Source organism: Paraburkholderia sp. EG286A (genome assembly GCF_040965375.1).
Lineage (GTDB): Bacteria > Pseudomonadota > Gammaproteobacteria > Burkholderiales > Burkholderiaceae > Paraburkholderia.
The window spans coordinates 22,976-37,960 of record NZ_JBFRCB010000006.1 but is presented as its reverse complement, the minus strand read 5'-3'; the positions used below and the strand labels follow the sequence as shown (position 1 = coordinate 37,960).

Below are 14,985 nucleotides of genomic sequence, written 5' to 3'. Positions count from 1 at the left end.
CGATGAAGTTCTCCCACTTCTTTATTGACCGGCCAATTTTCGCGTCGGTCCTCTCGATCGTGCTCGTCGTCGCCGGTCTGGTGTCGATGTTCAACCTGCCGATCGCGCAGTTTCCGGACATCGCGCCGCCCACCATCACGGTGAGCGCCACGTATCCGGGCGCGAGCGCCGATATCGTCGCGCAGAACGTGGCCGCGCCGATCGAACAGCAGGTGAACGGCGCGGACAACATGATGTATATGAACTCGTCGAGTTCCTCGACGGGCAACATGACGCTCACGGTGTACTTCAATATTGGCACCGATCCGTCGCTCGCCCAGGTGGACGTGCAGAACCGCGTGAACCTCGCGCTGCCTTTCCTGCCCGACTCGGTGACGGCCCAGGGCGTGTCGGTGCAGAAGCGCTCGTCGGCGTTCATGATGGTGATCGCGATCTATTCGCCCGATAACGCCTACGATGCGTCCTATGTGGCGAACTACGCGAACGTCTACGTGCTCGACGCGCTCAAGCGCATTCCGGGCGCGAACCAGGCGTCGATCTTCGGTTCTGCCGACTATGCGATGCGCGTGTGGCTCAAGCCCGACCGCATGGCGAAGCTCGGCATTACCGTGGCCGACGTGCAGAACGCGATTGCGCAGCAGAACCAGCAGTTCTCCGCAGGCCGGCTCGGCCAGGCGCCGACCGATAAGCCCGTGAACCAGACCTTCCCGGTGACGACGAAAGGCCGTCTCACCGAGCCCGCCGATTTCGACAACATCATCCTGCGCGCGGCGTCGGGCGATGCGGCGATCGTGCGCCTCAAGGACATCGGCCACGCGGATCTGGGCGCCAAGGACTATTCGCTACGCGGCCGCTACAACGGCAAGACGGCTACGCTGCTCGCCGTCTATCAGCAGCCGGGCGCGAATGCGCTACAAGTGGCCAAGCAGGTGCGCCAGACGCTCGAGCAGTTGAACAAGAGCTTTCCGCCCGGTCTCAAGTATGAAGTCGCGCTCGATACGACCGAGTTCGTGCACGAGTCGATCAACGAGGTGGTCCATACGCTGCGCGATGCGGTGATTCTCGTGATCATCGTGGTGTACATCTTCCTGCAGAGTTTTCGGGCGACGCTCGTGCCGCTGCTCGCGGTGCCCGTGTCGATCATCGGCGCGTTCATCGGCATGGAGGCGTTCGGCTTCTCGATCAACATGCTCACGTTGTTCGGCATGGTGCTGGCCATCGGTATCGTGGTGGACGACGCGATCGTGGTGATCGAAAACGTCGAGCGCAACATGAGCGAGTTCAAGCTGCCACCCAAGGAAGCGGCCAAGCGCGCGATGGACGAAGTGAGCGGACCGGTGGTGGCGATCGTGCTGGTGCTGCTCGCGGTGTTCATCCCGGTGGCGTTTCTCTCGGGCATCACGGGGCAGCTCTACAAGCAGTTCGCGGTGACGATCGCGGTCTCGGTGGTGCTTTCGGGTATCGTCGCGCTCACGCTGTCGCCCGCGCTCGCGGCCATCCTGCTCAAGCCGGGCGAGCACAAGAAGAACCGCTTTTTCCGCTGGTTCAACGAGAAGTTCGATAACCTGACCAACGGCTATGGCAGCTGGGTGCAAACCGCGATACGCCGCGTGATTCTCTCCATCGGCCTGATCGTCGTGATGCTGATCGCAACCGTCGGCCTGTTCAAACATATTCCATCGTCGTTCCTGCCCGTGGAGGATCAGGGCTATCTGTTCGGCGCGGTCGTGATGCCCGACGCGGCGAGCCTGGACCGCACCGGCGACCTGTCGAAGAAAGCGGAGGACTGGTTCGCGAAACAGCCCGCCGTGAGTTCGGTGGCGGCGCCGATCGGCTACAGCCTGATCGACTCGCAGTACAAGTCGAACGCGGGCACGCTGTTCGTGACGCTCAAGGGCTTCAAGGAGCGCGGCGAAAACGGCACGGCGCAGGACTTGATCCGCGACGCCACCAAGGCGTTCTCCACGTTCAAGGACGGCGTGGTCGTGCCGCTCAATCCACCGTCGATTCCGGGCCTCGGCACGACGGGCGGCTTCGAGTTCTGGCTGCAGAGCACCGGCGACGGCAGCTATCAGCAGCTCGAGGAAAAGGTGCGCCAGGTGATTGCGAAGGCGCGCCAGAACCCGGCGCTGCGCGGCGTGAATTCGACCATCAACACGAATTCGCGCCAGTTGCTCGTGGAAGTGGACCGCGAGCGGGCGGAAACACTCGGCGTTCCGGTTCAGGACATCTACTCTGCACTCCAGACGATGTTCGGTTCCTTGTACGTGAGCCAGTTCCCGAAGGGCAGCCGTCTGTTCCAGGTGATCATCCAGGCCGAACCGCAATACCGCTTGAGCCCGGACGATATCCAGCAGCTCTATGTGCGCAACCGCAACAACGACATGGTGCCGATCAAGGCCGTGACGACTTCGCGTTTCGTGCCTGGGCCTGACATCGTCAACCGCTTCAACAACTTCCCTGCGGCGAAGATTACCGGCGACGCGGCGCCGGGCCACAGCTCGGGCGAGGCGATCGCGGCGATGGAGCAGATCGCCAACGAAGTGCTGGGCGAAGGCTACAGCTTTGAATGGAGCGGCCAGGCGTACGAAGAGAAGAAGGCCGGCTCGACGGCGGCGCTCGTGTTCGGCTTCGCACTGCTGATGGTGTTCCTCATTCTCGCGGCGCAGTACGAGAAGTGGTCGCTGCCGGTCGGCGTGCTGCTGGCCGTGCCGTTCGCGATTTTCGGGGCGCTGGTGGGCATCCTGTTGCGCGGCATGGAAAACGACGTGTACTTCCAGATCGGCTTGACCGTGCTGATCGCGCTCGCGGCGAAAAACGCCATTCTGATCTTCGAGTTCGCCGTCGAAATGCGCGAGAAGGAGAACATGTCGCCGTACGAGGCCGCGCTGCACGCCGCCAAGCTGCGTTTGCGGCCGATCATCATGACCTCGCTCGCGTTCATCCTCGGCTGCGTGCCGCTCGCCATCGCCAGCGGCGCGTCGGCCGCGAGCCGGCGCTCGCTCGGCACCGGCGTGATCGCGGGCATGCTCGGCGCCACGGTGATCGCGCTGTTCTTCATTCCGATGTTCTTCTGGGGACTGGAAACGCTCTCGTCGCGCAAGAAAGCGGACGCCACGCCGCATCCCGGCACGCCCCCCGTGGCACCGCCTTCGCAGGAGGGCTGAGCGATGAAGACACGTTTGAATCTCGCCAATCGCAAGCTGCGTCCGCTCGGGCTGGCCATTGCGACGGCTTGCCTTGGCGCCTGCGCGGTCGGGCCCGACTATCATCGTCCGGCGGTCGAGACGCCGTCGACGTTTCGCTACGCCTCTCCGCAGGCGGAAGCCGTCGATACTACGCTCGACTGGTGGATGCAGTTCAACGACCCGGTGCTCAACGACCTGGTCGCGAGGGCGCTTACGCAGAACAAGGATCTGCTGATTGCGGCCGCACGCGTCGAGGAGTTCTACGGGCGTTACGTCGTGACGCGCGCGGGCCTGTTCCCGCAGGTGTCGGCGAACTTCGGTGCGTCGCGCAGCCGTGGCGTGCCGGCGCCCGGCTTCCCGCCCGTGGTCGGCAACCAGGTGGAGCTGAACGGCGCGGTGTCCTGGGAGCTCGATTTGTTCGGCCACTTGCGCAGGCTCACCGAAGCCGCGCGCGCCGATTACATGAGCACGCAGTCCGCGCAGCAGGCCACGCGCATTGCCATCATCGCGAACGTGGCCACGTCGTATCTGCAGCTGCGCGACTTCGACAACCAACTCGTCATCGCGCAGGACACCCTCGAAAGCCGCAAGGGCGCGCTCGATCTCTTCAACGAGCGCTATGCGGGCGGTGTCGTTTCGCGGTTGCAGGTGAGCCAGGCGCAGTCGGAGTACCAGTCGGCGCAGACCTCTGTGTACTCGATCCAGCAGCAGATCGCGACGCAGGAAGACGCCATTTCGCTGCTGCTGGGCCAGAATCCGGGGCCGATTCCGCGCGGCAAATCGATCACCGAGCTCACCGCGCCCGCCATTCCCGCGGGTCTGCCGTCGACGCTGCTGGAGCGCCGGCCCGATATTCTGCAGGCCGAACAAACGCTCGTTTCGGCGAATGCGTCGATCGGCGCGGCGCGCGCGCTGTATTTCCCGCAAATTTCGCTCACGGGTCTGTTCGGCGCGGCGAGCACGGCGCTCTCGGGGCTCTGGACCGGCCCCGCGCGCGTATGGTCGTTCGCGGGCGCGGTCACGCAGCCGATTTTCGAGGGCGGCGCGATCGCGGGCGGCGTGCATCAGGCCGAAGCCGTGCAGCAGGAAGCGCTTTTTAACTACGAGCAGGCGATCCAGCAGGCGTTCGCCGATGTCGAGAATGCGCTCGTGGGCGTCGCGCGCACGCGCGATCAGCTGGATTCGACGACGCGCCAGGTGGCCGCGCTCACGGAATACACGTCAGTCGCGCGCGATCTGTACGAAGGCGGCTACACGAGCTATCTGGAAGTACTCGACGCCGAGCGCAGTCTCTTCAACGCGCAATTGCAGCAGTCGTCGCTGCAGGACCAGGAACTCGCGCAGATCGTGAGCCTGTACAAGGCGCTCGGTTATGGCTGGACGCCGGCAACTCCGCCGCCGGCGGCAGACAGCGCGAAGCCGTCGCAGTCCTGAGCTGCGACGGCTGCGCTTCGAGGCGGGGTGGCGAGGGGCGAACCTGGCGCGGGCGCGCCGGTTCGTTTCATGGAGATTCCGACATCAGCCAGCGCAGCGATTGCGGAGCAGGCTTGGTGGCTTTCGCGGTTGCCTGGGCTTTGGGCGCCGGCTTCGCGACTTTTTGCAGCTGAATGGGCCGGGCGGCGTTGAGGGCGATTGCATGGCCGCCGGTTTGCGCGAGCGCAGCGGGGCTCACCGACGCCAACGCGAGCAGCGCGGCGGCGAACGTCAGGGCGAGGGGGCGAGTCATCTGGGTTCTCCCGCGTGGGCGAGCGGCCGGCGAAGAGGAAAAGGGGGGCCGGCGCTGCAAGCGGGAGTATGTTCTGAGGATAACCGCCACGCGTCCATCATTTGATGGAGAAACGCGTGGCCTGTGTGGGGAACCCCGCTTATCGGATTCCGTTCTAGTCGGCGGGGCGGCGGTCGGCGAGCGCGCGTTCGCAGTCCTTGAGCACTTGCAGGACGAGCTTGGCCTGGTAGTTCAGGTCGTCGGTGTCGAGAATTTCCTCGACGGCGTCGCGCGCCCAGACCGCGTCCACGAACCATGCGTGCTGCTGCGCGATGTCCTGCGCCATGGCGGCGAGGCGCGCGATCGCGAGCCAGTCGGCCTCGCGCGCGTGACGGTCGAGCCACTTGTGCGCCGCCTGGACGTGAAAGGCCGCGTTGGGCCAGGATTCGTTGAGATAGTAGGCCCCGAGGCTCCCGCAGGTGAGCCAGCAGAGCAGCTCCACGCGATCGCGCGGACTCAGATGGTGGCGTACATCACTCATGGCGACGCTCGCGAAAGTAACAGAGTTCGATTGACGGGTGCGTGCAGACTTCGAATCCGATGACAAAACGATATCACGGCTCGTGGAAAATCGCCTGCCCCGCACTGGCGCTGCACGCACGGGTGTTACATGGATAGCGTCGCCTGGCGGCGCGTTGTATGCAAACCAGGAGTGACACCAGGATCGCGCGTGCCGCTATGCGCTTTGCAGCGTTTCGCGTGCCTGCCCATCGCGCCCCAGGATTTACGCGCTCTTTTCACGCGCTTTTGCCGCCGGCTTTGCCGGCGAGCTGGGCGGCCGTGTCCACCGCGCCCATCGCGTTCGCCACGTCGAGCGCGGTGTTGCCCGCCGCGTCGTGCGCCGCCGGGTTCGCGCCGCGCGCGAGCAGCAGGTCGACGATATCGGAGCGGTTGAACATGGCGGCGATCATCAGCGCCGTGCGGCCGTCGGGAGAGGCGCCTTCCACGTCGGCGCCGTTTTCCAGCAGGGTGTTGACCACGTCGGCGTAGCCCTTGAAGGCCGCGCCCGCGATCGGCGTTTGCCCGTTGTCGTTGCGCAGGTTGGGGTCGGCGCCGTGCTGCACGAGCGTGCGCACGGCGGCGGCGTGGCCGTGATAGCTCGCGAGCATCACGAGGCTGTCGCCTTTTTCGTTGCGAAGGTTCGGCGGCAGGCCCTGTTCGATGAGCGTGGCGAGCGTGTTGGCTTCGCCGCGGCGCGCGGTGTCGAACACCTGGCGCGCGAATTCGACGAAACGCGGATCGAGTTCGCCGCCGTCTTCGCCGGACCCCGACGATGACGATGAGGGCGGGGTGGGCGGCGCGCTGGCGGTCATGGCAGTCTCCTGGTGCGGATCGCAGATCGATTCGGGGCGGCATGCCGCCGTCGAGGCTTGCCCATTGTCGCCGATCTTCGCGAGCCGCGAGGCCAGCGCGGCTCGCACGCGCCGCATGAAAAAGGCGCTGCCCGAACCGCTAAGAGCGGCCGGCGCAGCGCCTTCCTTCGTGGCGGAACCGCTCGACGCTCAGGGCACGAGCCAGAGCGCGGCGGCGTAGATCACGAGCGACACGGCGAACGTCACGGCGGTATAGCCCATCACGCGCTGGATGCGGATGCCCGCGATCGCGACGATCGGCACGGCCCAGAACGGCTGCAGCATGTTCGAGACGTTCTCGGCCATCGCCACGCCCATGGCGGTGCGCGGCACCGAGGCGTGCAGGCTCAGCGCGGCGGGCAGCACGAACGGCCCTTGCACGGCCCAGTGGCCGCCCGCGCTCGGCACGAGCAGCGTGATGATGAGCGAGCTTAGATAGCTCCAGAGCGGCAGCGAAAGCGGCGTGGCGATCGTGACGAAAGCCTTGGCGATCATCGAGGCGAGGCCCGTGCCCTTCATCACGCCCATGATGCCGCCGTACACGGGGTACTGCAGCAGCATGGAGCCGGTCTGGCGCGCGGCGCGGCGAATGGCGTTCGCGTAGGCGATAGGCGTGCGCTGCAGCGCGAGGCCGATCAGCAGGAAGATCAGGATCGTCGTGTTGATGTCGAGATCGAAACCCTTTTCGCTCCATTCCATCGCCAGATAGCCCGCGCCGAGCACGATCAGCAGCAGCGTGCCGAGCATCGACTGCTCGAGGCGCGACGCGAACGAAGGCGTGCCGTTGCCGACGCGCGCGTGCGGGTCGTCGCTGGCGCCGGCGTCGCTCGCTTCGGCTTCGGCCGCCTGGCTGAACGGCGCCACGTGCTCGGGCTTCGGATGCATGCGGATGAAGATGAACGTCATCACGACCACCACGAGCACGGTGGGGATGAAGACGAACGGCGCGAAGACGGTCTGGCTGAGCGGAATCACGTGGCCGGTCGCCTTTTCCACGAGATTGAGCGCGTTGCCGTGCGAGGCTTGCGAAAGGGCGATCGAGCTGGAGAGCCCGCTATTGCAGATCGACCACGCCGAATAGCTACCCGCCACGAGCCACGCGAAATCCACGTTCACGCGCTTCGCGATTTCACGCGAGAGCAGCGCGCCCACGATCAGGCCCAGGCCCCAGTTCAGCCACGCGGCGATGGCGACCACCGGAAACACCAGCAGCGCGGCGCGCGCCGGCGTTTGCGCCCTGGCCGCGAGCGCGCGCAGCACGCGCTGGATCACGGGCGCTTCGGCAATGGCGTAGCCCGTGGCGAGGATCAGGATCATCTGCAGCGCGAAGCCGAGAATGCCGAACGTGCCTTCGTACCAGGAGCTGAGCAGCGTGGGGAGATCGCCGTGCGGCGCGATGACGAGCGCGAGCACAGCGACAAAGAAGGTGAGGCAGATGGACAGAACGAAGGGGTCGGGCATGACCCGCTCGAAAACATACACGAGGGCGGCGACGACACCCTGGCGGGAATCGCGCGTTTCAGTCTGGAGGTCTCTTTTCATGCTCTTTGCGCTAGTTCGTAGCGTGTGGCTACTGGCTGGCCGGAGCGGACAGGAGGCGTTGCATGCAGGCGGTCCCGGCACCGTGCGGCTGGCGAGCCAGGCGCGTGGTGGGCGGGGTGGCAGGTGCGGCTCCTCCATCAGCGAGAGGCGATGCCGCCCCGGCGCAGCGGGTTCATATCACGCCTTGCACGCGCGAATATGCACGGCAAGGCGGCCAGCCCGTCTTGTTATTCTCGTGTTCGTAATTCGAACATGGATTCGATTATCGAACGACGCATTATTCGCTTCATGCGGAGTGGATGTCAAGGCTGCGATAGCGTGCCGATGCAGGTTTTTAACGCTAAATGAGGGCTGAATGTATGATTGTTGTAATAAAAATGAAACCATAAAGAAATTTCATAAGCGTCACGCGGACTACCTAAAATGCAGAAGCGGGAACCACTTTCGCGCGCGAGCAGATCCCCTCACGAGCTGTAAATCACTGCATTCAGGAGACAGAAGATGACGATTCGTCTTGGAGAAGATGCACCCGATTTCACCGCGGAGACCACCGAAGGCAAGATCCGTTTCCACGAATGGATCGGCGACCAATGGGCCATTCTGTTTTCGCATCCGAAAGACTTCACGCCCGTTTGTACGACGGAACTCGGCTATATGGCGAAGCTCAAGCCGGAGTTCGACAAGCGCAATACGAAGATCATCGGTCTGAGCATTGACCCGGTGGACGACCACGCGAGGTGGGCGAAGGACATCGAGGAAACGCAGGGGAGCGCCGTCAATTATCCGATGATCGGCGACCCGGATCTGCACGTCGCGAAGCTCTACGACATGATCCACCCGAACGCGAGCGGCGCCAGCCCGCGCACGGCGGCCGACAACGCCACGATACGCGCCGTGTTTCTCATCGGGCCGGACAAGAAGGTGAAGGCGATGTTCGTCTACCCGATGAGTTCGGGCCGCAATTTCGACGAGGTGCTGCGCCTGCTCGATTCGCTGCAGCTTACCGCGAAGCATTCGGTGGCGACGCCGGTGAACTGGAAGCCGGGCGACGACGTGATCATCCCGACTTCGGTTTCCGACGAGGCGGCGAAGCAGAAGTATCCGCAGGGCTTCAAGACGCTCAAACCGTATCTGCGCACGGTCGAGCAGCCGAAGTAACTGTTGGCGCGCCAGGCAAAAAAAACGCGGCGCACTGGCAGTGCGCCGCGGATCACGGACCAGGCAAGCTCTCGCGTCTCACGCGGTCCGGACAGGGGAAGCTGACTGAATCAGTTCGAAGGCGTGGGCCGCCACTTGAGCAAACGATGCTCGAGCGCGGTGAGCAGATAATCGGCGGCCAGCGCGACCACGGCGAGCACGATCATCGCGGCGAACACGCCGCTCGCGTTGAACGCGCCCTGCGCCGTCGAGATCAGCAAACCGATGCCTTGCTTCGAACCCAGGAATTCACCCACCACGGCGCCGACCAGCGCGAAGCCGAAGCTCACGTGCAGGCTCGCGAGAATCCACGAAAGCGCCGAGGGAATCACGACCGAGGTCGTCACCTGGCGGCGCGACGCGCCGAGAATCTGCGCATTGGCGATCATGTAGCGGTCGGCCTCGCGCACGCCCTGGAACGCATTGGCGAACACCACGAAGAACACCATCACCACGGCGAGCGCCACTTTCGACGCCATGCCGAGACCCAGCGCGATCACGAACACCGAGCCGAGCACCACGCGCGGAATCGAGTTGGCGATCTTGATGTAGAGGCTGAACACGTCGGAGAGCAGCTTGTTGCGGCCAAGCACGATGCCGCAGAACACGCCGGCCACCGAGCCGATGATGAAGCCAAGGCCCGTTTCTTCCAGCGTGACCCAGACCTGCGTGAGCAGCGGCCCTTGCGAGGTGCCGTTCACGAACCAGTCGATGATCTGGTCGAAGATGGCCGTGGGCATCGAGAAGAAGAACGGGTCGATCCATTTGAGGCGCGCGGCGAGTTCCCAGCCGCCGAGCACGACGACGAGCACGAGAATACGCAGCGAAATGACGAGCAGATTGCGCTGACGAATGCGCTTTTGCGCGGCGCGCTCGACGGCGTCGAGCGAGGCGGTATCGAGGCCTTGCGGCAGGGTTTGTTGCGGGGTGGACATAGTGAACGGCTCCGGTGTTAGGCGATCTGCACTTCTTCGCGCAGGTCGTGCCAGATCTGGCGCGACAGTTCGACGAAGTGCGGCGCGTAGCGGATTTCGGACGTTACGCGCGGGCGCGGCAGATCGATCTCGTAGACCTTCTTGAGCGTGGCCGGGCGCGCGGTCAGCACGAACACGCGGTCGGCGAGCGCAATGGCTTCTTCGAGGTCGTGCGTGACGAACACGACCGAGCCCGTGCCGCCCCACAGCTGCAGCAGCTCGTCCTGCATGAGCGTGCGCGTTTGCATGTCGAGCGCCGAGAACGGCTCGTCCATCAGCAGGATCTCGGGCTTGTTGATGAACGTCTGCGCCAGCGCCACACGCTTGCGCATGCCGCCCGACAGCTGATGCGGATAGTGCTTGCCGAAGTTGGCGAGGCCCACGCGGCGCAGCCACTCGTTGGCTTCGTCGTAGGCCGCCGACTTCGAGCGGCCGCGATAGAGCGGACCGGCCGCCACGTTGTCGAGCACCGAGCGCCACGGGAACACGGCGTCGGCCTGGAATACGAAGCCGATGCGCGGATCGATGCCGTTCACGGGCGCGCCCATCACGCGCACTTCGCCCGTGGTGGGTTTGAGCAGGCCCGTGATCATGCTGAGCGTGGTGGACTTGCCGCAGCCCGTGGGCCCGACGATCGCGACGAACTCGCCGCGCGCGACCGACATGCTGAAGTCGCGCAGGGCGACGGTCGCCTTGCCGTCCGGTGAAATGAAGCGGCACGAAACATTGCGCAGCTCGATGGCCGGCGTGCCTTGGGAATGGGAGGAAGTCATTGTCTCAGTGGGCTGAACGTGGGGCCGGTTGCGTGGTTTACTTCGACGCCGTGGCGGTCGCAGCCGGCAGATAGTCGTTCGAGTAAGTCTTCGCGAGGTCGATGTGCTTGCCCTTCACCGAAGGATTGAACGCCGAGAGCACCTTGAGCACCGTATCGGGGCCGTCGGCGGGCATGCGGCCGTCCTTCGTGAACATCGGCAGCGAGGACTTCAGCGCGGCCACGTAGAGATCCTTGTTGTTGCCGTAGTAGTCCTTCGGCATCTTCGCGGCGATTTCGTCGGCGCTATGCGTGGCGATGAAGTTGAGGGTGCGCGAGAACGCGTGCGCGAGCTTCGTCGCGTCGTCCTTGTGCGACTGCGCCCAGGCGCGCTGCACGTAGAAGCTCGAAGCGGGGTAGGTGCCGCCGAGCGCCGCGCGCGTGCCTTCGAGCGTGCGCATGTCGACGAGCACCTTGGCGTCGCCGGTTTGCAGCAGACGCGAGACCGTGGGCTCCGTGGTCATGCCCGCGTCGATGCGGTTCTGCTTGATCGCCGCGATGAAGGTGTTGTCCGCGCCCACCGGCAGCAGCGTGTACTGGTTGGAGGGCACGCCCGCGCGCTGCGCGAGGTACTGCGTGAGGAAGCTCGTGGAGGAGCCGAGGCCGGTCACGCCGAGCGTCTTGCCCTTCACGTCGGCCATGCTCTTGACCGTGCCGGCCGCCGCGTTCGACACCATTTCCACTTCGCCCGGCACCTGGCCGAACACCACCAGCGTCTGCACTTCCTTGCCCTTGCTCTGCAGGTCGATGGTGTGATCGTAGAAGCCCACCACGCCTTGCACCGCGCCCGCGAGCAGTTCGTTCTCCGCGTCCACGCCGGCCGGCTGCGACTGGATTTCGACGTCGAGGCCCTCGTCCTTGAAGTAGCCGAGCTGCTCGGTCAGTTTGGCGGGCAGATAGATGATCTTGGTTGCGCCGCCAACCATGATCGTGATCTTTTCCGCGTGGGCAGCCGTGGAGCCGGCGGCGAGGGCGAACGCGACACTCGATACAGCGGCGATCTGGCGCAAGGTAGGCATCGTGGAGTCTCCTGAAGGTGTGCGCCGTGCATGCGGGCGCTTTTTGGTGGATGGAGCCGATTATAAAAACCGTAAGCCTTCTGCCAGCCTTCGGGCGCCGTGCAAAATCGTCCGTGTTAACCCGCAGGGCGGCGGCGCGCCGGCAACGGCACAATCGATTCCCCCGAAACGGCCTTCGCCTTTGCCCGTACCCGCCCATGAAGTTGCTGCTGATCGAAGACAATCCGACGCTTGCGCACTGGCTCGTCAAGACGCTGGAGGAGCAGGCGTTCGCCTTCGACGCCGTGCAGGACGGCGAAGCCGCCGACCAGTTGCTGCAGTCCAATCACTACGACGTGGTGCTGCTCGACCTCAATTTGCCGAAGCTCTCGGGCAAGAACGTGCTGCGGCGGCTGCGCCAGCGCGGCGACGCGACGCCCGTGATGGTGCTCACGGCGAGCGGCTCGATCGACGAAAAGGTGGAGCTGCTCGGCGCGGGCGCCGACGACTATCTCGTCAAGCCGTTCGAGGTGCGCGAACTGGTGGCGCGCATCAAGGTGCTGATTCGCCGGCAAACGCCCGCGCGCGCGAACGAGATCGGCTGCGGGGACCTCGTGTTCGACCTCAACACACGCCAGTTCACGCTGAAGGGCGCGCCGCTGAACGTCACGCCGCGCGAGCGCACGGTGCTCGAAACGCTGGCGCTGCGCCTCGGCCAGACCGTTTCGAAGGCCGCGCTCGTCGATGCGATCTTCACGCTCGCCGACGAACCCAGCGAGGACGCCATCGAAATCTACGTCTCGCGGCTGCGCAAGAAGCTCGAAGGCAGTTCGGCCGTGATCGTGACACTGCGCGGCCTCGGCTATTTGCTGCGCAGGAAGGATGAAACGCTATGACGACTTGCGCGTGCCGACATGACGGGTAGCCTGCGCGTTCGCCTGCTGTGGTGGATGCTCGTGCCGCTCGCGCTCTACGTGAGTTTCACGGCGACCTCCGAGTACCGCGCTGCGCGCCATACCGCCGATCTGGTGCAGGACGGCCGGCTGCTGTCGTCGGCGCGCATGATCGCCGGTTCCGTGCAATGGGCCGATGGCGCGCTGCGCGCCGACGTGCCGCCCGCGGCACTCGAACTCTTCGCCTCGCCGCAGCAGGATCAGGTGTTCTACAACGTGCACGTGGAGGGCGGCTCGCTGCTCGCGGGCATGCCCGATTTTCCGCATGCGGCCTCGGCGCCCGCCGTCGATTCGCCCGTGGCGTACGACGCGGATCTGCGCGGCCAGGCCGTGCGCGCCGTGAGCGTGGTGCGCTCCATGTACGACAATGGCCACATCTCGCGCGTGCGCGTCTCGGTCGGCAAGACCGGGCGCTCGCGCGACGCGATGGTGGAGGCGCTGTGGCGTCCCCAGCTCTATCGGCAGATCGGCATGGTGATGCTGGCCGTGGCGCTCGCCTGCATCGGTCTCACGTTCGAGCTGCGTCCGCTCATGAAGCTCAAGAACGACGTGGCGGACCGCGATCCTTCGCACCTCGAACCCATTCGCGCCGAAGGGCTGCATGCCGAACTGCGGCCCGTCGTGGACGCCATCAATCAATGCATTGCGCGCCTCTCTGCGCAGACGGCGGCGCAGCGCCGCTTCATCGCCGATGCCGCGCACCAGCTGCGCACGCCGCTCACGCTGCTCGGCACGCAATTGCAATACGCGCGCCAGCAAAAAGCCGTCGATCCCGCGCTCGACAAAGTGCTGGCGGCCATGCACGTGAGCAACCGCTCGATGGTCGCGCTCACGAACCAGTTGCTGCTGCTCGCGCAGGCCGAGGCGCTCGACCCGGCGCAGTTGCCGGCCGCGCCCGTCGACATGGCGCAGCTCGCGCGCGAAGTGGTCGAGGCGCTCGCGCTGCTCGCGCAGACGCGCGGTATCGATCTCGGCGCGGAGCTGCCTCGCGAGGTGGGCGAGGCGGTGGTGCAGGGGCATCGCGAACTGTTGCGCGCGATGGTCAGCAATCTCGTGGACAACGCGCTGCGCTACACGCCGACTGGCGGGCATGTCACCGTGTCGGTGCAGGCGAGCGGCGAGACGGTCGCGCTCGAAGTGCTCGACGACGGCCGCGGCATTCCCGCGGAAGCGCGGGCGCGCGTTTTCGAGCCTTTCTTCCGCGCCGCCGCGGAGACGGAGGGCACCGGCCTGGGTCTCGCGATCGTGCGCGAGATCGCGCAGTCGCATCGGGGCGCGGTGAGCCTGAGTCCGGGCGCGGACGGGCGGGGCGTGCGCGCCTGCGTGGTGCTCGCGCGCTGGCAGCCCGCGCTCGTGGCCGAGCCTGCGTAGGGGCCGCTTTAAGGGGCGGTACAATGTGGCCGCCTGAAGCTGCAAGCCCACGCCGCAACCGGCGGCCATCGCTGCGGCGACCACCCGTTCATTCGAAGATCGAGACCATGCAAAAGAAGACGGTCCGCAGTGCCCCGTTGCCCGCCTATGAGCAGATCAAGCGCCATGTGCTCGCGCAGATCGAAAGCGGCGCCTTGGGGCCCGGCGACGTCGTGCCTTCCGAAACGGAACTGGTGAAAGAGTTCGGCGTGGCGCGCATGACGGTGTCGCGCGCGCTGCGCGAGTTGATGGCCGAAGGCGTGCTGAACCGCGTGCGCGGCTCGGGCACGTACGTGGCGCCGCGCCAGTACGAATCGACGGTGCTGCAGATCCGCAATATCGCCGACGAAATCGCGGCGCGCGGCCATCGGCATGCGGCGCGCGTGCTGGGGCTGGAGGCGAGCGACGATCCGAATGCGATCGCGGCGCTCGAACTCGACGCCGGGCCGGTATTCCACTCGCGCATCGTGCACAGCGAGGAGGGCGAGCCGATCCAGTACGAGGATCGCTACGTGAATCCCGAGGTATTCCCCGACTACCTCGCCCAGGACTTCACCGTCGAAACGCCGAATCACTACATGGTGCGCCTCGCGCCGATCCAGCGCGCCGAGTTCCGCATTTACGCGCAGAAGCCCGACGCGCGCGTGCGGCAGTATCTGGAGATGGAAATCGGCGAGCCCTGCCTGCTGTTGCTGCGGCGCACGTGGGTGGGGCGTCATGTGGCGACTTCCGTGCGCCTGTGGCACCCGGCTTCGCGGTTTCATCTGGCGGGTACCGTTTGAACCCGGGCGGCGA

At 65.4% G+C, this 14,985-nt stretch carries 14 protein-coding genes; 7 read left to right on the top strand and 7 right to left on the bottom strand.

Annotated features, from left to right (window positions below; all coding sequences use genetic code 11):
* Positions 1–2: 2 nt before the first annotated feature.
* Both AB4Y35_RS27120 and AB4Y35_RS27115 read left to right on the top strand, forming a co-directional pair.
* Positions 3–3,167, top strand: a complete 3,165-nt coding sequence (locus tag AB4Y35_RS27120; protein WP_368706795.1) for an efflux RND transporter permease subunit — start codon at positions 3–5, stop codon at positions 3,165–3,167.
* A 3-nt stretch (positions 3,168–3,170) separates the two neighbouring features.
* A complete protein-coding gene (locus AB4Y35_RS27115; RefSeq protein WP_368706794.1) occupies positions 3,171–4,622 on the top strand; it encodes an efflux transporter outer membrane subunit in 1,452 nt (483 codons plus the stop codon).
* Positions 4,623–4,689: 67 nt separating this feature from the next.
* Here AB4Y35_RS27115 and AB4Y35_RS27110 read toward each other — a convergent pair whose 3' ends face one another.
* The 3 genes from AB4Y35_RS27110 to AB4Y35_RS27100 all read right to left on the bottom strand — a co-directional run bounded on the left by AB4Y35_RS27110 (position 4,690) and on the right by AB4Y35_RS27100 (position 6,266).
* On the bottom strand, positions 4,690–4,914 hold the full coding sequence (locus AB4Y35_RS27110; protein ID WP_368706793.1) for a hypothetical protein: 225 nt from the start codon (positions 4,912–4,914) through the stop codon (positions 4,690–4,692).
* A gap of 154 nt (positions 4,915–5,068) precedes the next feature.
* Positions 5,069–5,434, bottom strand: coding sequence for a hypothetical protein (locus AB4Y35_RS27105; protein WP_028205078.1), 366 nt, complete (start codon positions 5,432–5,434; stop codon positions 5,069–5,071).
* A 256-nt stretch (positions 5,435–5,690) separates the two neighbouring features.
* Positions 5,691–6,266, bottom strand: a complete 576-nt coding sequence (locus tag AB4Y35_RS27100; RefSeq protein ID WP_368706792.1) for an ankyrin repeat domain-containing protein — start codon at positions 6,264–6,266, stop codon at positions 5,691–5,693.
* Between AB4Y35_RS27100 and AB4Y35_RS27095 the strand changes: the two genes are divergently transcribed.
* Positions 6,265–6,486 carry a hypothetical protein gene (locus AB4Y35_RS27095; protein ID WP_368706791.1) on the top strand — a complete coding sequence of 74 codons (222 nt, stop codon included), beginning with the start codon at positions 6,265–6,267 and terminating at the stop codon, positions 6,484–6,486. The genes AB4Y35_RS27100 and AB4Y35_RS27095 overlap by 2 nt on opposite strands.
* Here the strand turns inward: AB4Y35_RS27095 and AB4Y35_RS27090 are convergent.
* On the bottom strand, positions 6,456–7,847 hold the full coding sequence (locus AB4Y35_RS27090) for a short-chain fatty acid transporter (protein WP_368706790.1): 1,392 nt from the start codon (positions 7,845–7,847) through the stop codon (positions 6,456–6,458). The two genes, AB4Y35_RS27095 and AB4Y35_RS27090, sit on opposite strands and share 31 nt — an antisense overlap.
* Before the next feature lie 501 nt (positions 7,848–8,348).
* Between AB4Y35_RS27090 and AB4Y35_RS27085 the strand changes: the two genes are divergently transcribed.
* Positions 8,349–9,005: a peroxiredoxin gene (locus tag AB4Y35_RS27085; RefSeq protein WP_368706789.1), complete on the top strand. Its 657-nt coding sequence runs from the start codon at positions 8,349–8,351 to the stop codon at positions 9,003–9,005.
* Positions 9,006–9,115: 110 nt separating this feature from the next.
* Here AB4Y35_RS27085 and AB4Y35_RS27080 read toward each other — a convergent pair whose 3' ends face one another.
* From AB4Y35_RS27080 to AB4Y35_RS27070, 3 genes are read right to left on the bottom strand one after another with little or no spacing between them, the layout of a single operon-like run.
* Positions 9,116–9,979 (bottom strand): ABC transporter permease, encoded by an 864-nt coding sequence (locus tag AB4Y35_RS27080; protein WP_324154559.1) that lies wholly within the window; start codon positions 9,977–9,979, stop codon positions 9,116–9,118.
* Between the two features lie 17 nt (positions 9,980–9,996).
* Entirely contained in the window at positions 9,997–10,791 is a 795-nt protein-coding gene (locus AB4Y35_RS27075; RefSeq protein WP_069269299.1) for an ABC transporter ATP-binding protein, read from the bottom strand.
* A 37-nt stretch (positions 10,792–10,828) separates the two neighbouring features.
* On the bottom strand, positions 10,829–11,848 hold the full coding sequence (locus tag AB4Y35_RS27070; protein WP_368706788.1) for an ABC transporter substrate-binding protein: 1,020 nt from the start codon (positions 11,846–11,848) through the stop codon (positions 10,829–10,831).
* A 197-nt stretch (positions 11,849–12,045) separates the two neighbouring features.
* Here AB4Y35_RS27070 and AB4Y35_RS27065 point away from each other — a divergent pair, with 197 nt between their 5' ends.
* The 3 genes from AB4Y35_RS27065 to hutC all read left to right on the top strand — a co-directional run bounded on the left by AB4Y35_RS27065 (position 12,046) and on the right by hutC (position 14,972).
* On the top strand, positions 12,046–12,723 hold the full coding sequence (locus tag AB4Y35_RS27065) for a response regulator (protein WP_028205085.1): 678 nt from the start codon (positions 12,046–12,048) through the stop codon (positions 12,721–12,723).
* Between the two features lie 18 nt (positions 12,724–12,741).
* On the top strand, positions 12,742–14,151 hold the full coding sequence (locus AB4Y35_RS27060; RefSeq protein ID WP_368706787.1) for a sensor histidine kinase: 1,410 nt from the start codon (positions 12,742–12,744) through the stop codon (positions 14,149–14,151).
* Positions 14,152–14,258: 107 nt separating this feature from the next.
* Positions 14,259–14,972, top strand: a complete 714-nt coding sequence (gene hutC, locus AB4Y35_RS27055) for a histidine utilization repressor (protein WP_342925242.1) — start codon at positions 14,259–14,261, stop codon at positions 14,970–14,972.
* Positions 14,973–14,985 lie beyond the last annotated feature (13 nt).